Origin of the sequence: Burkholderia sp. RF4-BP95, from assembly GCF_001521985.1 — a bacterium.
Taxonomy (GTDB): domain Bacteria; phylum Pseudomonadota; class Gammaproteobacteria; order Burkholderiales; family Burkholderiaceae; genus Burkholderia; species Burkholderia diffusa.
On record NZ_LOSX01000018.1, the window covers coordinates 68,016 to 93,594 of the forward strand.

At 65.7% G+C, this 25,579-nt stretch carries 25 protein-coding genes; 11 read left to right on the top strand and 14 right to left on the bottom strand.

Features of this window, described 5'->3' with window-relative positions:
* The first annotated feature begins 25 nt into the window (after positions 1–25).
* A complete protein-coding gene (glmS, locus tag WS46_RS05040) occupies positions 26–1,843 on the top strand; it encodes a glutamine--fructose-6-phosphate transaminase (isomerizing) (RefSeq protein WP_059531768.1) in 1,818 nt (605 codons plus the stop codon).
* A gap of 158 nt (positions 1,844–2,001) precedes the next feature.
* On the opposite strand, the gene WS46_RS05045 is transcribed toward glmS, so the two are convergent.
* Genes WS46_RS05045 through WS46_RS05055 form a run of 3 tightly spaced genes read right to left on the bottom strand, consistent with a single transcriptional unit; the run spans position 2,002 to position 4,015 of the window.
* Positions 2,002–2,499: a TPM domain-containing protein gene (locus WS46_RS05045; protein ID WP_059689484.1), complete on the bottom strand. Its 498-nt coding sequence runs from the start codon at positions 2,497–2,499 to the stop codon at positions 2,002–2,004.
* A gap of 2 nt (positions 2,500–2,501) precedes the next feature.
* Positions 2,502–3,335: a YgcG family protein gene (locus WS46_RS05050; RefSeq protein ID WP_082725261.1), complete on the bottom strand. Its 834-nt coding sequence runs from the start codon at positions 3,333–3,335 to the stop codon at positions 2,502–2,504.
* Between the two features lie 17 nt (positions 3,336–3,352).
* Entirely contained in the window at positions 3,353–4,015 is a 663-nt protein-coding gene (locus tag WS46_RS05055) for a LemA family protein (protein WP_059689486.1), read from the bottom strand.
* Between the two features lie 487 nt (positions 4,016–4,502).
* On the opposite strand from WS46_RS05055, the gene WS46_RS33455 reads away from it, so the two are divergent.
* From WS46_RS33455 to WS46_RS05075, 5 genes are all read left to right on the top strand, one after another.
* Entirely contained in the window at positions 4,503–4,757 is a 255-nt protein-coding gene (locus WS46_RS33455) for a DUF2933 domain-containing protein (RefSeq protein WP_082721894.1), read from the top strand.
* Positions 4,741–5,397: an isoprenylcysteine carboxylmethyltransferase family protein gene (locus tag WS46_RS05060; protein ID WP_059689487.1), complete on the top strand. Its 657-nt coding sequence runs from the start codon at positions 4,741–4,743 to the stop codon at positions 5,395–5,397. Before WS46_RS33455 ends, WS46_RS05060 begins: the two co-directional genes overlap by 17 nt.
* Before the next feature lie 72 nt (positions 5,398–5,469).
* The gene (locus tag WS46_RS05065; protein ID WP_059689488.1) at positions 5,470–5,736 is read left to right on the top strand and encodes a DUF5676 family membrane protein; all 267 of its coding nucleotides are present in this window, start codon (positions 5,470–5,472) and stop codon (positions 5,734–5,736) included.
* A gap of 219 nt (positions 5,737–5,955) precedes the next feature.
* Complete coding sequence (locus WS46_RS05070) at positions 5,956–8,403, top strand: heavy metal translocating P-type ATPase (RefSeq protein ID WP_059689489.1); 2,448 nt, start codon at positions 5,956–5,958, stop codon at positions 8,401–8,403.
* 391 nt (positions 8,404–8,794) lie between these two features.
* Entirely contained in the window at positions 8,795–9,205 is a 411-nt protein-coding gene (locus WS46_RS05075; RefSeq protein WP_059532397.1) for a TIGR02594 family protein, read from the top strand.
* A gap of 63 nt (positions 9,206–9,268) precedes the next feature.
* On the opposite strand, the gene WS46_RS05080 is transcribed toward WS46_RS05075, so the two are convergent.
* From WS46_RS05080 to WS46_RS05100, 5 genes are all read right to left on the bottom strand, one after another.
* Entirely contained in the window at positions 9,269–10,711 is a 1,443-nt protein-coding gene (locus WS46_RS05080; RefSeq protein WP_059689490.1) for an efflux transporter outer membrane subunit, read from the bottom strand.
* Positions 10,712–10,727: 16 nt separating this feature from the next.
* Positions 10,728–12,302, bottom strand: coding sequence for a DHA2 family efflux MFS transporter permease subunit (locus WS46_RS05085; RefSeq protein ID WP_059689491.1), 1,575 nt, complete (start codon positions 12,300–12,302; stop codon positions 10,728–10,730).
* 13 nt (positions 12,303–12,315) lie between these two features.
* Entirely contained in the window at positions 12,316–13,407 is a 1,092-nt protein-coding gene (locus WS46_RS05090) for an HlyD family secretion protein (RefSeq protein WP_059689492.1), read from the bottom strand.
* Between the two features lie 64 nt (positions 13,408–13,471).
* A complete protein-coding gene (locus WS46_RS05095) occupies positions 13,472–13,903 on the bottom strand; it encodes a MarR family winged helix-turn-helix transcriptional regulator (protein ID WP_059531741.1) in 432 nt (143 codons plus the stop codon).
* Between the two features lie 107 nt (positions 13,904–14,010).
* Entirely contained in the window at positions 14,011–14,931 is a 921-nt protein-coding gene (locus WS46_RS05100) for a LysR family transcriptional regulator (RefSeq protein ID WP_059531738.1), read from the bottom strand.
* Positions 14,932–15,041: 110 nt separating this feature from the next.
* Here WS46_RS05100 and WS46_RS05105 point away from each other — a divergent pair, with 110 nt between their 5' ends.
* The 3 genes from WS46_RS05105 (at position 15,042) to WS46_RS05115 (ending at position 17,227) form a co-directional block, all read left to right on the top strand.
* Positions 15,042–15,470: a MarR family winged helix-turn-helix transcriptional regulator gene (locus WS46_RS05105; RefSeq protein ID WP_059689493.1), complete on the top strand. Its 429-nt coding sequence runs from the start codon at positions 15,042–15,044 to the stop codon at positions 15,468–15,470.
* A gap of 67 nt (positions 15,471–15,537) precedes the next feature.
* Entirely contained in the window at positions 15,538–16,785 is a 1,248-nt protein-coding gene (locus WS46_RS05110; protein WP_059689494.1) for an aconitase X, read from the top strand.
* A complete protein-coding gene (locus WS46_RS05115) occupies positions 16,778–17,227 on the top strand; it encodes an aconitase X swivel domain-containing protein (protein WP_059689495.1) in 450 nt (149 codons plus the stop codon). The genes WS46_RS05110 and WS46_RS05115 overlap by 8 nt, the downstream gene beginning before the upstream one ends.
* Positions 17,228–17,351: 124 nt before the next feature.
* Here the strand turns inward: WS46_RS05115 and WS46_RS05120 are convergent, their stop codons facing one another.
* Positions 17,352–18,434: an AraC family transcriptional regulator gene (locus WS46_RS05120; protein ID WP_059531726.1), complete on the bottom strand. Its 1,083-nt coding sequence runs from the start codon at positions 18,432–18,434 to the stop codon at positions 17,352–17,354.
* Between the two features lie 76 nt (positions 18,435–18,510).
* Here WS46_RS05120 and WS46_RS05125 point away from each other — a divergent pair, with 76 nt between their 5' ends.
* Entirely contained in the window at positions 18,511–20,544 is a 2,034-nt protein-coding gene (locus WS46_RS05125; protein WP_059689496.1) for an NADPH-dependent 2,4-dienoyl-CoA reductase, read from the top strand.
* Between the two features lie 125 nt (positions 20,545–20,669).
* On the opposite strand, the gene WS46_RS05130 is transcribed toward WS46_RS05125, so the two are convergent.
* A complete protein-coding gene (locus WS46_RS05130; RefSeq protein WP_059531720.1) occupies positions 20,670–21,074 on the bottom strand; it encodes a DUF2471 family protein in 405 nt (134 codons plus the stop codon).
* A 186-nt stretch (positions 21,075–21,260) separates the two neighbouring features.
* On the bottom strand, positions 21,261–22,154 hold the full coding sequence (locus WS46_RS05135) for a LysR family transcriptional regulator (RefSeq protein ID WP_059531717.1): 894 nt from the start codon (positions 22,152–22,154) through the stop codon (positions 21,261–21,263).
* An 86-nt stretch (positions 22,155–22,240) separates the two neighbouring features.
* Here WS46_RS05135 and WS46_RS05140 point away from each other — a divergent pair, with 86 nt between their 5' ends.
* On the top strand, positions 22,241–23,026 hold the full coding sequence (locus WS46_RS05140) for an NAD(P)H-dependent oxidoreductase (protein ID WP_059531714.1): 786 nt from the start codon (positions 22,241–22,243) through the stop codon (positions 23,024–23,026).
* A gap of 139 nt (positions 23,027–23,165) precedes the next feature.
* Here the strand turns inward: WS46_RS05140 and catC are convergent, their stop codons facing one another.
* From catC to WS46_RS05155, 3 genes are read right to left on the bottom strand one after another with little or no spacing between them, the layout of a single operon-like run.
* Entirely contained in the window at positions 23,166–23,456 is a 291-nt protein-coding gene (catC, locus tag WS46_RS05145) for a muconolactone Delta-isomerase (RefSeq protein ID WP_050017398.1), read from the bottom strand.
* Between the two features lie 40 nt (positions 23,457–23,496).
* On the bottom strand, positions 23,497–24,399 hold the full coding sequence (catA, locus tag WS46_RS05150; protein ID WP_059531711.1) for a catechol 1,2-dioxygenase: 903 nt from the start codon (positions 24,397–24,399) through the stop codon (positions 23,497–23,499).
* 36 nt (positions 24,400–24,435) lie between these two features.
* Complete coding sequence (locus tag WS46_RS05155) at positions 24,436–25,569, bottom strand: muconate/chloromuconate family cycloisomerase (protein ID WP_059689497.1); 1,134 nt, start codon at positions 25,567–25,569, stop codon at positions 24,436–24,438.
* Between the last annotated feature and the right edge of the window lie 10 nt (positions 25,570–25,579).

The window sequence follows — 25,579 nt, forward strand, 5'->3', positions numbered from 1 at the left end:
ACGGAAACAGGGAAGGAGACGTGTCATGTGTGGCATCGTCGGCGCGGTCGCGCAACGGAACATCGTTCCGATTCTGATTGAAGGTTTGCGCCGCCTCGAATATCGCGGCTACGATTCATGCGGCGTGGCGACCGTCGTCGACGGCCAGGCGCGACGAGAGCGCAGTGTGTCGCGGGTCGCCGATCTCGACGCGCACGTGCGCAGCGCCGGGCTGTCCGGCAGCACCGGCATCGCGCATACGCGATGGGCGACGCATGGCGCGCCCGCAACCTGCAATGCGCATCCGATCTTCTCGCGCGACGAAATCGCGCTCGTGCACAACGGCATCATCGAGAATCATGAAACGTTGCGCAGGCAACTGTCTGACGAGCACTACCAGTTCGATGGCCAGACGGACACCGAGGTCGTCGCCCATCTGATTCACAGCAAGTATCGCGGCGATCTGCTCGCCGCCGTGCGCGATGCGACGTCGCAACTGCACGGCGCATACGCGATCGCGGTGTTCAGCAAGCATGAGCCGCAGCGGCTGATCGGCGCGCGGGTCGGATCGCCGCTCGTCGTCGGCCTGAAGGACGACGAATGTTTTCTCGCATCCGACGCGCTCGCGCTCGCCGGCATCACCGATCGCTTCATCTTTCTCGAGGAAGGCGACATCGTCGAATTGACGCCGGGCGGCGTGCGAATCCTCGAGCGTGGCGGCACACCGGTCGATCGCCCGATCCAGACCGTCTCGTCGGCGCAGGCCGCGGTCGAGCTCGGGCCGTATCGGCATTTCATGCAGAAGGAAATTTTCGAGCAACCGCAGGCCGTCGCCGCGACGATTCCCGATGCGGGGCTGTTCGATCCGGCGATATTCGGCCCGGATGCCGCACGCGCGTTCGAACAGATCGACAACGTGCTGATTCTCGCGTGCGGCACGAGTCACTATTCCGGCCTCACCGCGCGCCGCTGGCTCGAGACGATCGCGCGCCTGCCCGCGCAGGTCGAGATCGCGAGCGAATACCGTTACAGCGACGCGCTCGCGCTGCCGAATACGCTGGTGGTCAGCGTGTCGCAATCCGGCGAGACCGCCGATACGCTCGCCGCGCTCAAGTATGCGCAGGCGCTCGGCCACATCGATACGCTGGCGATCTGCAACGTGCCGACGAGCGCGATGATGCGTCAGACCGGCTTGCGGTTCCTGACGCGCGCCGGCCCTGAAATCGGCGTCGCGTCGACCAAGGCGTTCACGACGCAGCTCGTCGCGCTGTTCATACTCGCGGTGACGCTCGGCCGGCTGCGCGGCTACGTCGACGATGCGCAGCTCGCGCGTTATACGACCCAGTTGCGACGGCTGCCGAACGCGCTCGAAGACGTGCTCGCGCTCGAACAGCAGATCGAGCGCTGGGCCGCGGAATTCTCGCGGCACGAGAACGCGCTGTTCCTCGGGCGCGGGCTGCATTACCCGATCGCGCTCGAAGGCGCGCTGAAGCTGAAGGAGATTTCGTACATCCACGCGGAAGCGTATCCGGCCGGCGAACTGAAACACGGGCCGCTTGCGCTCGTGACGCACGCGATGCCGGTCGCGACGATTGCGCCGAACGACGCGTTGCTCGAGAAGCTCAAGTCGAACATGCAGGAAGTGCGGGCGCGGGGCGGACAGCTTTACGTGTTCGCCGATGCCGATACGCGGATCGACAACGGCGAAGGCGTGTCGGTGCTGCGCATGCCGGACTACTACGGGCTGCTGTCGCCGATCCTGCACGTCGTGCCGCTTCAGCTGCTCGCGTATCACGCCGCTTGCCTGCGGGGCGCGGATATCGACAAACCGAGGAACCTCGCGAAATCGGTGACGGTGGAGTAACGGGAGGTGCGAAGGGGGCTAAAGCTTTTTTAGCTCCCTTTTCTTGCTGACGCTCGCTTTGCCGACGAGGTAACCGTCCGCGGTCTCGTCGAGACGACCTCCTGTAACGAATCGGCGGCTTGCCGCCCGCGGAGAGGATCGCTCTCAAGCTCCGGAGCTCATATCACGATGGACGAACTCGAAAGGTCATCGCGCTGCGGACCGTGAACCGGAAAGTGTTTTTGCAACAGTTCGGTCACTTGCTCGACACCTCGCAGGACACCGGACCGATAATCGCCTTGCCGGAAATGAGCCTCCATGGCCTGGCAAATCGCCTCCCATTCGCGGCTGTCCACCTTGGCGTGTATGCCTCGGTCCGCAACGATTTCGACGTCGCGGTCCGCAAGAAGAAGATAGATGAGAATGCCGTTGTTGTGCTCCGTGTCCCAAACCCTGAGGTCCGAGAACACCTCGATGGCACGATCCCTCGCAGTCGTGCCCTTCAGCAAGGCGCCAATGTGCAGCGCCCCCTCCACAGCAAACCTGACTTGACCCACGTGTGCGCGATGACTAGTACGTACAGCCTCGTCGATAGCGTCAAGCGCCCGCCGTGAAAATACGCTGTTGACCTGCCAGTGGGTCGTGAAAAGATGCCGGAAGAGGCGTTTCAGGTCCATGCTCACCACCGTCCCGATGCGCCACCGCCGCCGAAGCCCCCACCGCCTCCGCGAAAGATGTCGCGATTCGAATCACGACCGAAACGCGCGTCGCTACCGCCAATGAAGCGCCCGCCAGCGGCTCGCATCCCGCCACCCAGCAATGTGAAGAGCAGCGCCATCATTCCCGCCGCGATGGCGACGAAAAGCGCCTGCGATAAAATCCACGCGAGTACCCCAACGACGCCGCCGGTAACGACGGCTCCTGGCAGACGCCCGAACATGGCGCGCAGCAGCCCGCCGGCCATGATCGTCAGGAGGAAAAGAACAGGAAGCAACCGTCCGGCGCCGTCGCTGGCCCGAGCTGGTCGCTGCGGCGGAGGTAACGGCTCGCCGCTGGTGACGCGCATGATGCCGTCGAGGCCGGCGGTGATGCCACCGTAGAAGTCCCCGTTTCGGAATCGCGGGACTATCGCTTCGTTGATGATGCGATTGCTCGTTGCGTCGGTGAGCACGCCTTCGAGGCCGTACCCGACCTCGATTCGAAGTGCCCGGTCGTTTTTGGCGACGATCAGGAGCGCGCCGTCGTCGACATTCTTGCGCCCAAGCTTCCATTGCTCGACGACTCGCATCGAATACTGTTCGATGGTTTCGGGCTCCGTGGTCGGGACAATGAGAACTGAAAGCTGCGTTCCTCGTTTCGCCTCAAACTCTCTCAACGTCTTCTCAAGGCTGGCCGTCTGGTCGCTGGTCAGGGTTCCGGTCTCATCGGTCACTCTGGACGTCAGTGGCGGGATGGCGGCGTCCGCGTGCGCGTGTGCTACCCCCAGGACAAAGAAGGCTAAGACGACGACCATCGCCAGTCGGAACGTGTTCAATTGGAGGCCTTGCCTGCAGATGCCGGCGTCGAGCCGAAGTCGACCCGAGGCGGTTTGGAAATCTCGGCCTCGTTGCTCACCGAGAAGTTCGGGCGCTCCAGATAGCCGAATGCCTTCGCAGTCAAATTGTTCGGGAACGAACGTATCGTCGTGTTGTACGTCTGGACGGAGCGAATGTATCGGTTGCGGGCTACGGCGATACGATTTTCCGTGCCTTCGAGCTGCGCCTGCAGGTCCCGGAAGTTCGCGTCCGACTTCAATTGCGGATAGTTCTCCGATACCACGAGCAGACGTGACAGAGACGACGTGAGCTGTCCCTGCGCCGCTTCGAACTTTGCGAACGCCTGCGGGTCGGCAATGAGTTCGGGCGTGGCGCGAATCGAGCCGACTTGTGCCCGGGCCTCTGTCACGCGGACGAGCACTTCCTTTTCCTGGTTCGCGTACCCCTTCACTGTGTTGACGAGGTTGGGAACGAGGTCGGCACGCCGTTGATACTGATTTAGAACTTCTGACCAACTGGCCTTTACCTGCTCGTCTTCGCTCTGGATGGCGTTATAACCGCACCCGGAGAGAGCAAGCAGACTCGCCGCCATTGCGGCTATCAGAAGTGCGCGGGCCAGACTGCGCCGCGCAGAGATTGCTGCAGGATTTGTCGACATGGACGCGCCTCTGTCCGATATTCCTCGGCATTCCGCCGCTCGCGTGTGCACTGCTTATCGTAAGTGGCAGCGCGGTCGCAGAGTTGATTCATGTCAATGCTGCATTGTCGAGCGTGCCCGGAGCGATACCCCGTCCCGGTCGCTTGTCCGCCCCACGGCTGTGCTACGTATGAAGCGTTCGATTCGTGATTCGTTGAGCCACGTCAAGCCATCGAAGGGGCGTCAGCATAGAGTGGTTTCAGGGCTCGACCGGCTATCCGGAGCCATGCTCGCGTAGAACGCGATGGCATTGCCGGAAAAACCGGCAATCGCAGTTGCGGCGCTCGGCATGGTCATGGCGCTGCAATCGCCGGTCCGCCGGCGGCCACCGACAATGCAGCTCGCGATCGCCATCATCCCAATACGGCGACCGCAAAGGCGCCGAGCAAGGCAAACTGCGCGGCAGCATCCGGCCGGAAAGTGAGACGGTACGAAATGGGAGGCAGCGGTGAATGACAACTCACATGGTGCTCGGCCGTTCTGGAAATCACGGTCGGCCATTGCACTCGTCGCGTTCGCTGCAATAGCACTGTTTCTCCTGCTTTCGGAACACCGAGCCCACTTCCTTGGGGTGTTGCCCTATCTGCTGTTGCTCTCGTGCCCGCTGATGCATCTGTTCATGCACCATGGGCACGGGCACCATGGAACGAAATCGACCGAGGGGCGTCCTGATTCGGGAGAGGGTCATGACCAGCATCGATGACGGTTACGGGTTATGGAGCCTCGCAGCGATCAATTCACTTGTCTTCATCATCTTCGCGTTCAGCTTCTTCAAGCCGGCGACAAAGCGGGACTGGCGAACGTTCGGTGGATTCTCTGCCTTCATCGTCGCGCTATTCGCGGAAATGTACGGGTTTCCGCTCACCATCTATTTGCTGTCGGGTTGGTTGCAGACGCGCTTTCCGCAAACAAATCTGCTGTCGCACGATACAGGACACCTGTGGTGGACCCTGACCGGCAGGCACGGCGACCCGCATGGCGGACTTCCGCATCTTCTCAGCTTCTTCTTGATATTGGGCGGTTTCTACTTGCTGTCCACGGCGTGGCACGTACTGTATGAAGCTCAGCGTAGCAAGGAGTTGGCCGCCACCGGACCCTACGCGAAAATCCGACATCCTCAGTACGTCGGGTTCGTCGTCATCATGCTGGGTTTCCTGCTTCAATGGCCCACGCTGGTGACCTTGGCAATGTTTCCCATTCTGGTTTTCATGTACGTTCGACTAGCGATACAAGAGGAACGCGATTCGGAGGCGCAGTTCGGCGCGGCGTGGCGTGAATACGCGGCACATACGCCGCGCTTCGTACCCAACGTTTTTGGAAAACGCCCGGCCCAAATACATTGATTTCAGGCGGCTCGCCGATAGCTGGCACTGCTGCCGAACTCAATCGCAATCTTCCGGGATGAGGAGGCTGCCATGAAGCCCTTCAAGACTGGCGTGACGCTTTCAGCCACGGTTGTGCTCTTCTATGTCCTGTGCACGCTCGTATGGATGGCACTTCCTGAACCGTTCATGAACTTCATGAACACGCTTTTTCACGGACTCGATTTTCGGCGCCTTCAGACGGGGGAGTCACTGTCGTGGTGGTTCGTCGTCTACCCGGCCGGTGTGTTCGCGGTCTGGTTCTTTGCAGCTGGCGCCTTCTTCGCGTGGTTGCACAACCGCCTGAGTGGACCGGGCTGACGCAATTCCGTACGCCCGTACCTCTCTCCCGGACTACACGTTGCCCGTGTTCGTCTCCGGAAATCAGGAGAGTGAGGTAACGGGTTGAACGGGAAAGCACGGAATGATCGTTGCTCCCGTGCTAGCGCTCGACATACCGACACGTCGTCGGTGGCGCCCTCTGATGCGCAGGGCGACGAGCCTCAATGGAAGCGGAACGGGTGAACAAGGGAGCGTCAAATGAGCGGCCGACCCGGCGAAGACAAGCTTCATCATCAACGGATTTCCGGGCAGGTGTCATCGGGCGAACATCACGCTCGTGAGGCGGACAAGCACGCGCCTTCCGCCGGGCACGGACACGACGCGCATGCGCATCATCGTGAGGGCCGGGCCGAGCACGTTCGTTCCACGGATTCGCTTCGCGACCCCGTCTGCGGAATGACGGTGTCCGATAAGTTCCGCTTCCACGGCGAACACAATGGCAAGTGGTACGCGTTCTGCAGCCAGGCTTGCTTGACGAAATTCCAGGCTGCGCCGTCCAAGTACGTTGAGCCCCCGACCATCGAGCAGTCACAAGCCGTGCCCGAGGGCACCATCTACACGTGTCCGATGCACCCGGAAATTCGCCAGGACCATCCTGGACAATGTCCGAAGTGCGGCATGACCCTGGAACCGATTCTGCCCGGCGTTGACGAAGGCGATAACCCGGAACTGGTCGATTTCCAGCGCCGATTCTGGTGGACGTTGCCACTGACCGTCGTGGTCTTCGTCCTTGCGATGTTCGGCCATCGCTTCGGATCGATGGACGTCGACACCGAGAGCTGGGTCGAGTTCATTATCTCTACGCCGGTCGTCCTGTGGGCAGGCCTGCCGTTTTTCGCGCGATGCGTGCGCTCATTCATGAACCGCAGCCCCAACATGTGGACCCTCATCGGGCTTGGGACAGGCGCCGCTTACATCTACAGTGTCATCGCGACCATCTTCCCCGGCGTGTTTCCGGAAACGTACAGCGCGCACGGCCGAGTCAGCGTGTATTTCGAGGCGGCGGCAGTCATCATTTCGCTGACGCTTCTCGGGCAGATGCTCGAACTGAAGGCGCGCTCGCAAACGTCCGCCGCCATCAAGGCACTCCTCGGGCTCGCACCCAAGACTGCGCGACGCATCAACCCGGATGGCGCCGAAGAAGATATTCAGTTATCCAATGTACATGTGGGAGACCTGCTTCGCGTTCGGCCGGGCGAAAAAGTTCCTGTGGATGGCGTAGTGACGGACGGCACGAGTTCGCTCGACGAGTCCATGATTACCGGCGAGCCCATTCCCGTCACGAAGCGTGTTGGCGACCACGTCATTGGCGCAACGATGAACGCGACGGGCAGTCTCGTCATCCGCTCGGAAAAGGTCGGCTCCCAAACCGTCCTGTCGCAAATCGTGCAGATGGTCGCGCAGGCGCAGCGGTCCCGCGCCCCCATGCAACGTATGGCTGACAAGGTGGCCGGCGTGTTTGTCGTCGGGGTCGTCAGCGTCGCACTTTTGACGTTCTTCGTGTGGGGCATCGTTGGCCCCGAGCCCAGCTGGGTGTTCGGTCTCATCAATGCGGTGGCAGTGCTCATCATTGCATGTCCCTGCGCGCTGGGCCTCGCGACGCCAATGTCGATCATGGTCGCGAGCGGAAAAGGAGCCACAACGGGGATCCTCTTTCGCGATGCGGCTGCGATTGAGAATTTTCGGAAGGTCGACGTGCTCATCGTCGACAAGACCGGGACGCTGACCGAGGGGCGTCCAGCGTTCGAGCAAGCCGTGGGCACAACCGGATACACGGCCGACGAAGTGCTTCGTCTGGCGGCGAGCCTCGACCAGGGCAGCGAGCATCCGCTTGCAGCAGCCATCGTTGCGGCAGCCCGTGAGAAGAAGTTGACTTTGGAACGCACGGAAAATTTCGAATCTGCGACGGGTATCGGCGTGAGAGGAAGGGTCGCCGGCAGGAGACTTGCGCTTGGCAACACCGCGCTGATGCAGGCTGACGCCATATCCGTCGAATCGCTGGCCAAGGAGGCGAACGGCCTGCGTGCGCAAGGCGCCAGCGTCATGTACCTGGCTGTCGATGGCGGTTTGGCCGGACTGCTGGCGGTCGCCGACCCGATAAAGGCGACGACGCCGGAAGCGCTTTCGACATTGAGGGAGAACGGTATTCGAGTCGTAATGGCGACCGGTGATGGTGTGGTCACCGCGAAGGCGGTGGCCGAAAAGCTCGGCATCGGTGAATTCCATGGCGAGGTGAAGCCTGCCGATAAGCTCAATCTGGTATCACGGCTTCAGCAAGCCCGGCATGTCGTCGCGATGGCTGGAGACGGCATAAACGACGCCCCCGCGCTTGCCAAGGCCGATGTCGGCGTGGCCATGGGAACAGGCACGGATGTGGCAATGAGTAGCGCTCAGGTGACGCTCGTCAAGGGCGACTTGCGCGGTATCGCGCGTGCTCGAGTGCTGTCCGAGGCAACCGTTGCGAACATGAAGCAGAATCTCGGCTTCGCGTTCATCTACAACGCGCTTGGCGTTCCGCTGGCGGCAGGGGTACTTTATCCATTCACCGGTTTGCTGCTCTCGCCGATGATTGCGGCACTTGCAATGAGTCTAAGCTCCGCTTCGGTCATTTCGAACGCGCTAAGGTTGCGTAACGCCAGAATTTGAGCAGCGATCGGCACGCAAACGTCCGTACGATTTGACGTCGTGGGGCCGGCCAGACGAGTCATTGACGGCCGGGAAGGCTCTGGCGTGACCAGAACCACGGGTGGTGCGAAATCTGGCGGAACGGCTCGCACCGGAGTCAGGGTTCTCCGCACGAAGGCAAAAGAATCCGGCCGATTGTTTTCTTCCGTGTCGGGAATCCGGAAAGACGACGGCATCAGTTGTAACGGCGGAGCCCCAATGCTCGACCGGTTCACCCGAGGCGGCCCGAACCGACACCACCATACCGCCGCATTCATGCGAAGATCGAGCGACATTCCACCCGCATTCCATCGAGACCGTCGTGATCCGATCGAACCCCGAGGGCAACCCGCCAGCCGGCCATCCGCCGTGGATGGCCGTCGCACTGGCCGAGCTGGGCATTCGCCGCTTCCCGCCCGGCAGCATCAATCCGCGCATCGTCGAATACAACAACCACACGAATCTCGTCGGCTACGACGACAAGATTTCGTGGTGCTCGTCGTTCGTCAACTGGTGCATGACGCATGCGGGCATCCGCGGCACGGGGTCGGCGCTCGCGCGTTCGTGGCTCGAATGGGGGCGGCCGCTGGAGCGTCCGGTGTACGGCTGCATCGCGATCCTGACGCGCGACGACCCCGTGAGCTGGAAGGGGCACGTCGGGTTCTACCTGCGTCACGACGACGAGCGTGTGCACCTGTTCGGCGGCAATCAGCTGGAGGAAGTGCGCGAGCTTGCGTATCCGGTGAGCGAGGTGATCGGATACCGGTGGCCGGACGCGGGCTGACCGCACCGCATGCCCGGCCTCCCGTGCACGGACGACGGCGCCGGCGTCGCATGGCGGCCGCGGTCAATCCTGCGCGGCGGTGGCGGCCACGGCCTGCGCTTCACCCGCCGCATCGTTCCGGCTCCACCCGCCGCCGAGCGACCGATACAACGCGACCGCCGCCAGCGCATGCTCGCGCCTGACCTGATTGAGCGCATCCGAATCCCGCAGATACACCTCCTGCGCCGACAGCACGTCCAGAAAATCCGTCGCGCCGCCCTTGTAGAGCTGGTTCGCCAGCCCGAGCGCCTTGTCCGACGCCGACAGCGCGCTATCGAGGCGCCGCGTCGCTTCATCGCTGCTGACGAGGTTCGCACGCGCGTCCTCGACTTCCCGCAGCGCCTGCAGCATCGTCTGCCGCAACCCGAGTTCCGACTCGCGCATCCGGCTTTCGCTTTGCGTGATGTCGGCGGTGATTCGCCCCGCGTTGAAGATCGGGCTCGTTGCGCTCAGCGCCGCGCTGAACAGGTTGTCGGTCAGCGTCGGCAACCCGAGATACGACGCGGCCAGAATCCCGTCGGTCAGGTTCAGCGAGAACTTCGGATACCGCTCGGCCTTCGCGACGCCGACCTGCGCCGCGCGCCGCTCGACCTGGGCGTACGCGGTGAGCACGTCCGGCCGGCGCAGCAGCGCCTGCGACGGCAGCGTGGCGGGCGACCCGGCAGGCGGCGCCGGAATCGCGCCGGCCTGCGCGAGCACGAGCCGGTCGACCGACTCGGGCGTGCGGCCCGAATACACGGCGATCAGATTGAGCTGATGCGCGATCTGCGCCTGCGTTGGCGGAATCCGCGCTTCGAGCGCATCGAGCTGGTTCTGCGCGCGCGTGACGTCGAGCTCCGTCGACAACCCGAACGCCTGCCGCTTGCGCGTGAGTTCGAGCGCATGCCGGCGGATCGCCGCGTTGTCCTGCAGGATCTTCAGTTCCTGCTGCGCCCAGCGCAGATCCACATAGGCCGAGGCCGCATCGGCCGCGAGCGCGAGCCGCATCGCGTCTTCGGCGTGCTTTTGCCCGACCAGCTCGGCCTGCGCGGCCAGCAGGTCGAGCCGTTCGCCGCCGAACACGTCCGGCGACCAGCTCAGCGCGAGTCCCGCGCCGGCCTGCCGCACGTAGCCGAGCGGCGGCGGCGTGTTCTGGCGCGCGTCGGACGCACGCGCGGTCGCGTCGAGTTCGGGCAGCAGCGCCGCGCGCTTCTGCACGGTCAGCGCCTGCGCCTGCTTCACGCGTTCGGCGGCGGCCTGCAGATCGAGGTTGCCATCGAGCACGGTCGCGATCAGCCGGTCGAGCACGGGGTCGTTGAACTGCGCCCACCACGCGGCGGCGTCGATGTCCGCGCGCGGCACGTCGGTGTCCCACGCGGCGGGCGCGAGGGATTGAACGGAATCGTGCAGCGCGGGATGCTGCGCGGGCTGCACCGCACACCCTGCGGCGAAGGCGCTGACGGCCAGCGCGACGAGTAGCTTTTTCATGATGACGACCTTGGCTTCAGTGCGCGTCCGGCGGCGGCGCGTTCAGGGTGATGGGACGGGAAAACGCGACGGCAAGCAGCGCGACCACGAAGCACAGCGACAGCGCGTAGTACGCATCCGCGTAGGTGAGCGTCAGCGCTTCGCGATAGATCAGGCGGTGCAGGTTCGCGAGGCCGGCCTGCGCGGTGTTGAGCGTGTTGCCGGCCACCGAGGTCCAGTACGCGGCCTGGCGATCGAGCAGCGACGCGACCTGCGGCTCGCCGGCGCTCACGTGTTCGTTCAGGCGCAGGTAGTGGAAGTTGAGCCGGTCGTTGAGCATCGTCGCGCTCACCGCGATGCCGATCGCGCCGCCGAGGTTGCGCATCAGGTTGAACAGGCCGCTCGCCGATTTCAGCCGCGACTGCGGCAGCGAGCCCAGTGCCATCGTCACGATCGGCGGCACGCTGAACTGCTGGCCGATGCCGCGCAGCGCCTGCGGCAGCAGCAGTTCCCGCCAGCCCCAGTCGTGCGTGATCGGCGTATACATGTAGCAGCCGAGGCCGAAGCAGACGAGCCCGAACACGAGCAGCGCGCGCATGCTGAAGTAGCGTGTGGCGAACGCATATGCGCAGAGCGCGAGCAGCTGGAACACACCGACCGACAGCAGCGCGATGCCGATCTGCAGCGAACTGAACGCACGCACTTGCGCGAGAAACAGCGGCGTCAGGAACACGGTCACGAAGATCCCGATGCCCGTCACGAACGACAGCAGGCTGCCGATCCCGAAGTTGCGCACGGCGAGCGCGCGCAGATCGACGATCGGATCTTCCGCGGTCAGCGCGTGCACGATGAACAGGAAGCCGCAGATGCCGGAGATCCACGCGCAGATGACGATCGCGTCGTCGCTGAACCAGTTCTTGCGCGGGCCTTCTTCCAGCACGTATTCGAGGCAGCCGAGGAAGCCCGACATTAGCGCGATGCCGCGATAGTCGCCGCGCTTGATGAGGCTGAGATCGGGTGCGTCGATATGCACGTAGCGCGGCACCAGCGCGGCCACCGCGATGCCCGGCAGGAGGTTCAGGTAGAACAGCCAGTGCCACGACCATTGATCGGTGATCCAGCCGCCGATCACCGGCCCGATCGCCGGCGCGAGCGACGCGAGCGCGCCGATCGTCGTCGACGCAATCAGCCGCTGCTTGCCCGGAAACAGCACGAACGCGGTCGTGAACACGGTCGGGATCATCGCGGCGCCGAGCGCGCCCTGCAGCCCGCGGAACAGGATCATCGAGTTGATGTCCCACGCGAGCCCGCACAACATGCTCGTGATCGTGAAGCCGACGGCCGACGCGACGAACAGCCAGCGTGTCGACATCACCCTCGACAGCCAGCCCGACATCGGGATCACGATGATTTCGGCGATCAGGTAGGCCGTCTGCACCCAGGACAACTCGTCCTGGCTCGCGGACAGGCCGCCGCCGATGTCGCGCAGCGACGACGCGACGATCTGGATGTCGAGCGTCGCCATGAAGAAGCCGACGCACATCAGCGCGAACGCGAAGACGCGCTGCTTCGTCGGTTGCGACGCGGGGTCGCCGGAAAACGCGGTGGTCATCGCGGGCTCCCGTTCAGTTCGTGTGGTCGGTGTGCACGGTCACGACCGCGGAGAGGCCGGGACGCAGCACATGCTCGATGCCCGGCTGCGGATCGAGATGCACGCGCACCGGCACGCGCTGGACGATCTTCGTGAAGTTGCCGGTCGCGTTCTCGGGCGGCAGCACGCTGAAGGTCGCACCGGTCGCGGGCGCCAGGCTGTCGACGCGGCCGTGCAGGCGCGTGCTCGACGCATCGAGCGCGACGTCGACGCGATCGCCCGCGCGCATCTTGCGCAGCTGGTCTTCCTTGAAGTTCGCGTCGATCCACAGCCCGGACACGGGCACGACCGTCAGCAGCGGCACGCCGACGTTCGCGAGCATCCCGACGCGGCCCGTGCGGTTGCCGATGTAACCGTCGACCGGCGAGCGGATCGTCGTGTACTCGACGTTGAGCGCCGCGACGCGTTGCGCGGCGAGCGCCGTGTTCACGCGGGCCCGCGCATCGGCGAGCTGCGCGCCGAGCACGTCGAGCTGCCGCTTCGATGCGAGCAGCGCGGCGTCGCTGCGCGCGACGGCCGCATCCGCCTTCGAATAATCGGCGTCCGCGCGTTCGACGATCTGGTTCGACACCGCATCGGATTTCACGAGCTCGCGGTAGCGCACGCGATCGGACGACGCACGCGTGAGCTCGGCCGACGACGCATTCCTGTCCGCCGCATGCTGGCCGATCACCGCGTATTGAAGCTGCTGCTTCGCCTCGAGTTCGGTCACCGCGGCGCGCGCGCTGTCGACTTCGGCGGTCGCCTGCGCGAGCTTCGCGTCGTAGTCGCGCGCATCGAGCCGCACGAGCACGTCGCCGGCCTTCACGCGCTGGTTGTCGGTCACGAGTATCTTGTCGACGAAACCGTTCACCTTCGGCGCGAGCACCGTGACGTCGCCGCCGACATACGCATCGTCGGTGCTTTCCTGGAAGCGCAGCACGAACAGCCAGTCGAGCGCCGCGGCCGCGACCGCGACGACGACGGCGGCCACCGCGATCCGCATCCACGGCACGCGGCGCTGCTGCCTTGCCGGCCGGTCGGTTGTGGCTGCCTCGCGGGAGGCAGCGGCTTGGGTCGTGTCCATCGATTCACCTATGTATATGCACTAATTGAAACGACCGACGACGCGTCGCCGATCGGGGAAGGGGTCAGCGTTCCGGGAGGTTGTGCGTGATCCGGAACAATTCGTCTCTGAGGCGGGCAGCTTGCGCCGACCCGAACCGCTGCTCGAACGCCTCCTGCGCGGCGAGCCAGTGCACCTGCGCGTCGGCGATCTTCGTTTCGCCATGCGCGGTCAGCGCGAACGTCTGGCGGCGGCAACGCGGCTCGATCCGGCCCGCGACCAGCGTCGCGCCGATCAGCGGCTTGAGCGCGCGCAGCAGCGCCGTGCGTTCGATCACCAGTACCGCCGACAGCGTCGCCATCGTCAGGCCCGGGCGCTCCCGCAGCAGCGCGAGAATGCTGTACTGCGACGGCGTGACGCCCGCCTGCGACAGGTAGCGCTCGTAGAACTGCGAGATCCGCCGGGCGGCTTGCCGGACCGCGAAGCAATCGTCATCGGTAAGCGTGGACTTGTGCATGTGCACATGTTAGGTGGCGCGGCGGCCTGAAGCGAGCGGCGAGCCAGGATCAGATTGGTGCCGTGGCTGTACCAATCGACGGTGGAACGGCGCGTTTTCGTGCCGGATCAGGCGGCGGCCGGAACAATCCCGCCTTCGCGGTCGCAGTACGCGGCCGTGTAGTCGATGAACGCCTTGACCTTCGCCGGCAGCAGCGCGCGATTCGCGTACGCGAGCTTGATTTCGACGAACGCGTCGACGAGGTCGGCGCCGTCGAGCAACTGCACGAGCGCGCCCGACGCGAGCTCGGCTTCGACGAGCGTTTTCGGCACGACGCCGATGCCGAAGTCGTGCATCACCATTTCGCGGTTGAAGACGGGGCTGTTCGACGAGATGTCGAAGCTCAACGGCACGGTCAGCGTGTCGCCGTCGACGCGGAACGACAGCGCGGGCCGGCGCAGCGACGGCGACAGCGGCACGAACGCGTGACCGGCGAGGTCGGCCGGCGTTTCGGGACGCGGATGCGTGCGCAGATACGCGGGCGTCGCGACGATCACCACCGGAATGCGTTCGACCAGCCGCACGATGGTCGTCTCGCTCGTCAGCATGTACGGCACGACGATGCCGATGTCGTAGCCTTCGCCGACGAGGTCGACCGGGCGCTCGGTCAGCGTGACGTCGAGGCGCACCTTCGGATGCGCGGCCTTGAAGCCGGCGATCAGCGGCACGAGCCGGTTCAGCGCGGCCGTCGTGTGGGCGACGAGGCGCAGCAGCCCCTCGGGCTCGCGCGTGTGCGACTGCGCCTGCGCTTCCAGCGAGTCGAGTTCGTCGAGCACGGCCGCGCAGCGTTCGTAGATGCGCTCGGCGGTTTCGGTCAGCGAGACCTGGCGCGTGGTCCGGTGCAGCAGGCGGCTGCCGAAGCGCGCCTCCAGATCCGCGACCGCCCGCGACACGACCGGCCGCGCGAGGCCGTGCATGTCGGCGGCGCGCGTGAAGCTGCGCATTTCCACCACCGACCGGAAAATCCGCAGCTTGTCGATGTAGTCCATGTCCGTCTCCTCGAGGCGATGGCGGGGCGCCTGATGCACGCGGCCGGCCCGGCCATGTTACGGCGGAGTGTACATTGACTTTATGCATATGCACATATAAATTGCCCGTCATGAACGATATCCAGATGGCCCACGCGTGCAATTGCCTCGCGCTGCGTCAGGCGGCGCGCTTCGTCACGCAACTTTACGAGCGGCATCTGGCCCCGGTCGGGGTCACGCCCGCGCAGTTCTCGATCATGGTGAACCTGTCGCACCGGCCCGGCCTGGTGATGAGCGAACTCGCCGACACGCTGGTGATGGATCGCACGACGCTGTTGCGCGCGCTGAAGCCGTTGCAGCGCGACGGCTTCGTCGCCGCGGCCGCGTCCGAGCATGACGCGCGCGCGCATGCGCTCAGCCTGACGAAGCTCGGCGAACGCACCTACGCGCAGGCGAAAGTCGCGTGGCAGGCCGCGCAGGACGAGTTCGAGACGCAGTTCGGCCGCGGCCGCGCCAAGGCGCTGCGCGACGAGCTGTTCAGCCTGACGGCGCAGCGCTAGGCGCGACGCGCGCGGTAGTATTACAAAAGCGATCCGGATCCACCGGACGAGACACGAGGAGCCCCCCATGCTGCAGTTGAGCGAGCGCGACGACGCGATGTTGCGCGGCGCATTCGGCGACGGCGTCGCGCGCGCGATGCGGATCGTCGCGCGCACGGCCGAGGTCATGTCGGCGCCGCGCCTGATCGACATCACGTCCGCGCATATCGACGGCTGTCTTTACCACGGCCAGACCAGCCTCGACTTCGTCGAATATTTCGTCGACACCGGCGCGCAGGTCGCGGTGCCGACCACGCTGAACGTCGGGTCGCTCGACCTGATCCATCCCGAGCTGTATCACGGCGACCGCACGATCCAGCGCGATGCGCAACGCCTGATGGACGCGCATCTCCAGCTCGGCTGCGAGTCGAGCTTCACGTGCGCGCCGTATCAGCTGAAGAATCGTCCGCGCCTGGGCGAGCAGATCGCGTGGGCCGAATCCAATGCGATCGTGTTCGCCAACTCGGTGCTCGGCGCACGCACCAGCCGCTATGGCGACTTTCTCGATCTGGCCGCCGCGATCACCGGGCGCGCGCCGTATGCGGGGCTGCACGTCGAATCGAATCGCGCGGCGCGGATCGTGTTCAACGCGCCGGACTTCGGCCACCGGCCGTCGCGCGACATCTATTTCGCGGCGCTCGGCTTGCTGATCGGCCGGATTGCCGGCGCGACCGTGCCGGCGATCGTCGGGCTGCCGGCGGACACCACCGAGGACGAACTCAAGGCGCTCGGCGCGGCCGCCGCATCGAGCGGCGCGGTCGCGCTGTTCCATGCGGTGGGCGTCACGCCCGAGGCGCCGACGCTCGACGCCGCGCTGCACGGGCAGGCGGCGCAGCGAACGGTCGATGTCGCGATGGCCGATCTCGACGAGATCCGCCGCACGCTGAACCACGGCGCGGCCGGCGATGCGCTCGTCGCGGTCGCGCTCGGCACGCCACACTTCTCGCTGGCCGAATTCCGCACGCTCGACGCGCTGCTCGACCAGTTCGACGGCAAGCCGAAGTGCGATTTCTACGTGAACACGAGCCGCTTCATCCTGTGGGAACTGGGCGAGCTCGGGCTTGCCGGCAAGTTCGACGCGCGCGGCATCCAGATCGTCGTCGACACCTGCACGTACATCACGCCGGTGATGAAACAGCTGTCGGGCCTGGTGATGACGAACTCGGGGAAATGGGCGTCGTATGCGCCCGCGAACATCGGCGTCACGGTCGCGTACGGCAGCATGCGCGAGTGCGTGCGTTCCGCGTTCGAAGGAAAGGTGCGATTCGATGACTGAAGCAAGCATTCGGAAACTGACGGGCGACACGCTCGTGCCGGGCAGCGCATGCGCGACGACGATCGTGCTCGACAAGCCGCTCAGCTTCTGGGGCGGCTACGACTCGGGCGCGGGGCGGATCGTCGATCGCGGGCATCCGCAGGCGGGCGCGAGCCTGGCCGGCCGGATCATGGTGATGCCGCACGCGAAGGGCTCGAGTTCGAGCAGCAGCGTGCTCGCGGAAGCGGTGCGCAACGGCACGGGGCCGGTCGGGATCGTGCTGAAGGAGCGCGACCTGATCATCTCGATCGGCGCGATCGTCGCCGCCGAGCTGTATGCGATCGCGGTGCCGGTGGTGTGCGTGACCGATGCGGTGTACGACGCGATCGTCGCCGCGACGGGCGACGTGCGAATCGACGCAGGCGAGGGCGACGGCGGCGCGCGGATCGACGTCGGCGGCTGACGCGTCACGCGCTCGCCGGCTCGGAGGGAGCGGGTGTGCGGCGCACTTGCACGAAGCGGCCGATCGTCGTTCGACCGAACGATGAAATATCAACGGGGCGCGTGGCGCCGCCCGCGTTCTCCGGTCATTCGTGCGTGGCTCCGGCGGCCGCTTCCCGATAGGCGCTCGGCGTCTGCCCGGCCCAGCGCCGGAATGCGCGCGTGAAATTCGCCGGGTCGGTGAACTGCAGCCGCTCGGCGATCGTCTTCAGGTCGAGATCCGACGCCGACAGCAATAGCTTCGCATCGCGAAAGCGCGCTTCGTCGAGCAGTTGCCGATAGCTCGACCCCGCTTCCTCGAGCCGGCGCCGCAACGTGCGCGTCGACACGAGCAGCGCGTCGGCGAGCGCCTCCGGACTGGAATAGTTGCCGGCGGTTCGCGCCAGTTCCGCGCGCACGCGCTCGACCAGATCGCCTTCCTCCTGACGCACCTGCGCATACTCGCGCTCGACCTGCACGAGCGCTTGCCGGTGCGCGACTTCGTCGGCGAGCGGCAGCGGCCAGTCGAGCACGTCGTGCGCGATCCACAGCGCGTTCGCCGCGCAGCCGAATTCGACCGGCGGCAGCTGGTCGCGATAGCGTGCGAAGTAATCGGGCTCCGGCCATGCGAAGCGCAGCGCGATCGGCGGCGACGCGCGCCCGGACCACTGCGAGATGTTCTGCGCGAGCCCCGTCAGCACGAACTCGAACATCACGTGATGTTGCAGCACCGGGCTCGCCTGCACGCCGTGCAGTTCGAGCGTCGCGCCGTCGTCGTCCTCCGCGTAGGTCAGCCGATATTGGCGGTTGCGCATCCGGAAGTAGCGCTGCGTGACGACCAGTGCTTCACGGATGTCCCGCGCGGTCAGCGTCGCATAACCGAGGAAGCCGTGCACGGTCGGCTTCAGCAGCAGCCCGAACGCGAGCCCGATGCCTGGATCGCCGCCGATCTCGATCGCGTTGAGCACGAGCCGGCCCCATTGCGACGGCGCGACGCGCGCGTCCGGTTCGGCCAATACGGCATCGCGCAGCCCGGTGCCCGCGCGCACGGCGGCCGGATCGACGCCGCGCGCGGCCAGCGCCTGCAGCAGCAGGCGCGTGTAGGCGACCGGAATCGTCGGCCGGCGTAGCCCGAGGTGGTCCTTGCGTGACGGGGAGGTCATGTCGATTTGGCCGGAAATGACAAGCATTATGGCTGTTTGCCCCCTCACGTTCAAGGCGGCGCGCGGCCTACGATGGCACGTATCGCTTATCGGCAGACTCACCATGACGACTTCCTTTCCCCACCTGCTCGCGCCGCTCGACCTCGGCTTCACCACGCTGAAGAATCGCGTGCTGATGGGCTCGATGCACACGGGCCTCGAGGACAGCCGCAAGACGCTGCCGCGGCTCGCCGACTATTTCGCCGAACGCGCGCGCGGCGGCGTCGGCCTGATCGTGACCGGCGGCTTCGCGCCGAACGTGGCCGGCTGGACCAAGCCGTTCGGCGGCACGCTGATGACGTCGGCCGGCGCGCGGCGCCATCGCGTGATCACCGACGCCGTGCATGCGGACGACGGCAAGATCGCGCTGCAGATCCTGCATACCGGCCGCTACGGCTACCACCCGTTCGCGGTCGCGCCGTCGAAGATCAAGTCGCCGATCTCGCCGTTCGCGCCGCACGAACTCAGCGCGCGCGGCGTCGAGCGGCAGATCCGCGCGTTCGTCCGCTGCGCGCAGCTTGCGCGCGAGGCCGGCTACGACGGCGTCGAGATCATGGGCTCCGAGGGCTACCTGATCAACCAGTTCATCTCGATGCATACGAACAAGCGCGGCGACCAGTGGGGCGGTTCGTACGAGAACCGGATCCGGCTGCCGATCGAGATCGTCGCGCGCACGCGCGAGGCGGTCGGGCGCGACTTCATCCTGATCTACCGGCTGTCGATGCTCGACCTGATTCCGGACGGCAGCGACTGGAGCGAGACCGTGCAGCTCGCGAAGGCCGTCGAGCGCGCGGGCGCGACCATCATCAATACGGGGATCGGCTGGCACGAGGCGCGCGTGCCGACGATCGCGACGTCGGTGCCGCGCGGCGCGTTCGCATGGGTGACGAAAAAGATGAAGGGCGAGGTCGGCATCCCGCTCGTGACGACCAACCGGATCAACCGGCCCGAGGTGGCCGAGCAGATTCTCGCGGACGGCTGCGCGGACATGGTGTCGATGGCGCGCCCGCTGCTCGCGGATGCCGAGTTTGTCGTCAAGGCCGCGCAGGGCCGGGCAGACGAGATCAACACCTGCATCGGTTGCAACCAGGCGTGTCTCGACCACGCGTTCAAGAACCAGATCGCGTCATGCCTGCTGAATCCGCGCGCATGCCACGAGACCGAGCTGATTTATACGCGCGTGCAGCAGCCGAAGCGCATCGCGGTGGTCGGCGCGGGGCCGGCCGGGCTCGCGTGCTCGACCGTGCTCGCGCAGCGCGGCCACCACGTCGATCTGTTCGACGCGGCGGCGGAGATCGGCGGCCAGTTCAACATGGCGAAGCGGATTCCGGGCAAGGAGGAGTTCGACGAAGCGCTGCGTTATTTCGGCCGTCAGGTCGAGCTGACCGGCGTGAACCTGCACCTGAACCGCCGCATCGATGCGAGCGACCTGATCGAGGGCGGCTACGACGAAATCGTGCTCGCGACCGGCGTGGCGCCGCGCGACCCGAAGATTCCCGGCCAGGACGGGCCGAACGTGCTCAGCTACATCGACGTGCTGGCCGGCGGGCAGCCGGTCGGCCGGCGTGTCGCGGTGGTCGGCGCCGGCGGCATCGGCTTCGACGTCGCCGAATATCTGGTGCAGGGCGGCGAGTCGCCGACGCTCGATCTGGAAGAGTGGAAAGCGGAGTGGGGCGTGACCGATCCGGCCGCGACGCGCGGCGGCGTGACGCGCGCGCAGGTCGGGGCGCCGGCTCGCGAAGTGACGCTGCTGCAGCGCAAGGCCGCGCCGCTCGGCAAAGGGCTCGGCAAGACGACCGGCTGGATTCACCGCGCGACGCTGAAGATGAAGCAGGTGAAGATGATCGGCGGCGTGAACTACGAACGGATCGATGCGCGCGGGCTGCACGTGTCGTACGGCGAGCAGCGGACCGATCATGAACTGATCGAAGCCGACACGATCGTGCTGTGCACGGGGCAGGAGCCGCAGCGCGCGCTGCTCGCGCCGTTGCAGGCGGCCGGACGCTCGGTGCATCTGATCGGCGGCGCGGAACTGGCGGCCGAGCTCGATGCGAAGCGTGCGATCGATCAGGGATCGCGACTCGCGGCGCGGCTGTAACGGGCGTCGTTCCGGGTCGGGAAATGGCGGCGTGCGTCGCGCGGCGCGCTGGCGACTTTCCGCGTCGCCATGCAACGTGGCGACGCGATTCCGTCAGAACACCATTCGCGACCGGCCGGCGTGCGTCAGGCCGCTTCGGCCCGCTCTTCCTCTTCCGCTTCCAGCATCGCCTTGACGATCAGGTAGACGGCCGGCAGGTCGTCGTCGTCGCGACGCCAGTCGACCGGTTCTTCGACATCCGCCGCGACCAGCCGGCTGCCGCGCAGGCGGATGAACGCGTCGACGACCGTCGGATCGTTGCGGCTCAGGAAACCGGTATTCGAGAACGCGAGTTCCTCGACGTTCAGCAGCGCCTGCCAGCTCATCGTGCGGACGGCGGCCGGATGAGTGCGGCGTCGCAGGCCGAGCGCGCGTTGGGCGGGGCCGCCGACGACACGCTGCAGGTCGACGACCGCCCGCTGCGCGGCGCGTTCGAAGTGGGCGGGGTTGAAGCCGGGTTGCTCGGGATCGAATGCGGATGACTGGAACATGGTCGCCTCACAAAAGTCCGTCCGTCATGGGTGACGGAATTCGGGTCAAATGGTGCAAAAGCACTGTAAATATATACAGTGTCCGAGGCGGTTTCAAGTCCTGAATGCATGTCCGTTTGCCGGCACCGGGTCGAGCGCGGCGGCGACGGTGACCGACGCGCGCGCCGAGCGGCTTTCGCGAACGACTTACACCGACGCGGCGATCGTCTCGCGCAACCACCGATGCGCGGGATCGCGGTGCACGCGCTCGTGCCACAACATCGACATTTCATAGCCGGGAACGTGAACGGGCGCTTCCACCACGCGCAGCGCGGGCACGTCGCGCACCAGACGCTCGGGCAGCATCGCGACGAGATCCGTGCTGGCGACGGCCGACATCACGAACAGGAAATGCGGAACGGACAGCACGACACGCCGCGCGGCGCCCGCTTTCGCGAGCGTTTCATCGGTCACGCCGAAGAAGCCGCCGCCGTCGGGCGACACGATCACGTGTTCCAGCGCGCCGAACTGCGCGAGCGTCGGGCGCCGCTTCAGCTTCGGATGACCGGCGCGGCCGACGAGCACGTAGCGCTCGACGAACAGCGGCAGGCGCCGCATCCCTTCCGGTGAACCTTCCGTCGTGTGGAAGGCCAGGTCGATGCCGTTTCGCTCCGCGTCCTGCTCGATGCGCGGCGGCACGAGCTCGACGACGGCGACGCGCGTCGCGGGGGCGGCCGACCGCAGCGTGTTCAGCGCGGGCAGGACGATCGTCGATTCGCCGTAGTCGGTGGCGGCCACGCGCCACGTGTTCGTCGCGGTTGCCGGATCGAACGGCGTGGCCGTCAGCACCGCGCGTTCGACCGCGTCGAGCGCGTCCCGCAGCGGCTCGCGCAGCGTTTCTGCGCGCGCGGTCGGCCGCATGCCGCGCGGTCCGGGCAGCAACAGCGGATCGCCGAAGAAATCGCGCAGTTTCTGCAACTGCACGCTGACCGACGGCTGCGACATGTTCAGTTTTTCGGCCGCACGCGTGACGTTGTGCTCGGCGAGCAGCACGTCGAGCGTGACCAGCAGGTTCAGATCCAGTCGTCTGAGATTGTTCATGGTTATACCTAGAATTTCAGGAATTTATTTCAAATATACCTTCGGCGACGGCATCCTGCAGTCATTCAATCAACGGAGTGACGAACATGAATGTGCTGATCGTTTATGCCCATCCGGAACCGCGTTCGCTGAACGGCGCGCTGCGCGACTTTGCCGTCGAGCGGCTCGAAGCGGCGGGGCATAGCGTGCAGGTGACGGACCTGTATGCGATGAACTGGAAGGCCGCGTTCGACGCGAACGACGTGACCGATCGCACGCCCGACGCGCGTTTCGATCCGTCGCTCGACTCGAAGCACGCGTTCGCGACGGGCACGCAAAGTGAAGACATCGCGCGCGAACAGGAAAAATTGAAGTGGGCCGACGCGGTGATCCTGCAGTTCCCGCTGTGGTGGTTTTCGATGCCGGCGATCATGAAGGGCTGGGTCGAGCGCGTGTATGCGTATGGTTTTGCATACGGCGTCGGCGAACACTCCGACCTGCACTGGGGCGACCGTTACGGCGAAGGGTCGCTTGCGGGCAAGCGCGCGATGATCGTCGTCACGACGGGCGGCTGGGAGTCGCATTACAGCGCACGCGGCATCAACGGGCCGATCGACGACGTGCTGTTTCCGATCCAGCACGGGATTCTCTATTACCCCGGCTTCGACGTGCTGCCGCCGTTCGTGATCTACCAGACGCACCGGATGGACGACGCACGCTTCGACGAAACGCGTGCTGCGCTCGGCAAGCGGCTCGACGAACTGTGGACCGCGCAGCCGATTCCGTTCAGGCGGCAGAACGCGGGCGATTACGATATTCCGGCGCTGACGCTGAAGGCGGAGATCGCGCCGGGGACGGTGGGGTTCGCGGCGCATCTGGCGCAGGAGCGGTGATCGTCGCCGCATCGTCGTGATGCGGGGCGATACCTGGACGGGACGGCTGCAAAGCGACACGGGCGACCGGCGAGAAAATCGCCGGCCGCCCGTGTCGTACTCTTCGCGGCCGTTCAGTCGCGCCGCGCGTCGCGTTCGCTTACCGATCATCCTCCCGCACCGAAGAAGGATGCCGGCACAGCGCCCGCACTTCCATCTCCATATACGGAAACAGCGGCAGCTGACTCAACACGTCATGCAGTTGCTGCACGCTTTCGACGTCGAAAATACTGACGTTCGCATACTGCCCCGCGATCCGCCACAGATGCCGCCAGGTTCCTTCGTTCATCAGCCGCTGGCACATCGCCTTCTCTTCGGCCTTCAGCGTGGCCGCCTTGACCGGATCCATGTCCGCCGGCAGACGGACGGTCATTTCCACATGAAACAGCATCCTGCGCTCCTTGCGTTGTCGATTCGTCGAACGGGACCGCTCAGGCCTGTGCACGCGCCCGCTCGACTTCGCTCGCCGGCACGTCCTGCTTGTCCTTGAGCAGCGAGAAATCGAAGTCGATCAGCGCGAACTGCCCGTCGACGCCATACGGCTTGCCTTCCGCGCCCTCGGCCTGCTTGATCTTCGGGATCAGCCCCTCGCGGGTCGCGAATGCGAAGTCGTCCCAGATGTGCGGATCGCCTTCGATGTTGATCTGCGTCGTCAGCTTACGATATCCGTCCGCGGAAACGAAGAAGTGGATGTGCGCCGGACGATGGCCGTGACGGCCGAGCTGGTCGAGCAGTTGCTCGGTCTTGCTGCCCGGCGGCACGCTGTAGCCGACCGGCAGCACGCTGCGGAAGCTGTAGCGGCCCTCGGCATCGGTGCGGATCGAGCGGCGCAGGTTGAACGCCGGCTGCGACTGGTCGAAGTACGAATAGTTGCCCAGATGGTTCGCGTGCCACACCTCGACGAGCGCATTCGCGATCGGCGCGCCGTCCTGACCGAGCACCTGACCGCGCATGATCAGCGTCTGGCCCGGATCGGTGCCGTCGTCGAGACGCGCATGGCCGACCGATTCCGGCGCGCCCGCGACGTACAGCGGCCCTTCGATCGTGCGCGGCGTGCCGCCGTGGAAGCCGGCCTTTTCCTCGGCCTCGTCCATCCGCACGTCGAGGAAGCGCTCGAGGCCGAGGCCCGCGGCGATCAGCCCGAATTCACGGCCGGCTTCGTTCAGGTAGTTGAGCGCGGTCCAGAACTCGCTCGGCTGCACGTCGAAGTCCTCGATCGTGTAGCAGATGTCCTTCACGATCCGGTTGACGATCGCGCGCACGCGCGGGTTGCCGGGCTTTTCCGCGGCGTCGTCGAAAGTTTTCAGCAGGGCGTCGATGGCTTGCTTGTTCATCTGTGTCTCCGGTTTCGGTTGTCGTGTCATGCGGGATCAGCGGGCGTTGCGTCGCATCCGTTCGATGCGGGCCCAGTCGAAGGCGATGCCGAGGCCGGGCGTCGCCGGCAGGTGCAGCTTGAAATCCTGGTAACGCAGCGGCTCGATGAGGATTTCCTCCGTGAGCAGCAGCGGGCCGAACAGCTCGGTGCCCCATTTCAGCGAGCCGAACGTGCTGAACAGTTGCGCGGACGCCATCGTGCCGGCCGCGCCTTCGAGCATCGTGCCGCCGTACAGGTCGATGCCGGCCGCCGACGCGATCGATGCGACGCTCGCCGCACCGAGCAGGCCGCCCGATTGCGCGATCTTCACCGCGAACACGTCGGCCGCGCGGTCCTGCGCGAGTGCGAACGCATCGACGGGGCCGTGCAGCGCCTCGTCGGCCATGATCGGAATCTGCGCGAGCTGCGTGAGGCGTTTGAGCCCCGCGCGATTGGTCGCGGCGATCGGCTGCTCGACGAGGCTCACGCCGGCCTCCGCGAGTCGTGCGCCGGCCCGGATCGCGTCGGTTTCGGTCCATGCCTGGTTCACGTCGACGCGGACGTCGCCGCGCTCGCCGAGCGCGCGCTTGATCGCGATCACGTGCGCGACGTCGTCGTCGACCGCGTTCGATCCGATCTTCAGCTTGAATGCGCGATGGCGGCGCGCATCGAGCATCGCCTCGGCTTCCGCGATGTCGCGCTGCGTGTCGCCGCTCGCGAGCGTCCACGCGACATCGACCGCATCGGTGGTGCGGCCGCCGAACAGCTCGGACAGCGGCACGCCGAGGCGGCGCGCCTGCGCGTCGAACAGCGCGGTCTCGATCGCGCACTTCGCGAACCGGTTGCCCTGGAACAGCTTGCGCGCACGCGCCATCGCGGCGCCCGGGCGCGTCGCGTCCATGCCCTGCAGGAGCGGCGCGAAGTAGGTGTCGATGTTGACCTTGATGCTCTCGGGGCTTTCCTCGCCATACGCGAGACCGCCGATCGTCGTCGCCTCGCCGACGCCTTCGATACCGTCCGTGCATCGAACACGGACCAGCACGAGGGTCTGGCAATTCATCGTGGCGACCGAGAGCTTGTGGGGCCTGATCGTCGGCACGTCGACGAGCAGCGTCTCGATGCGTTCGATGGTGGCGGTAGTTGCTATCATGCGATTCCTC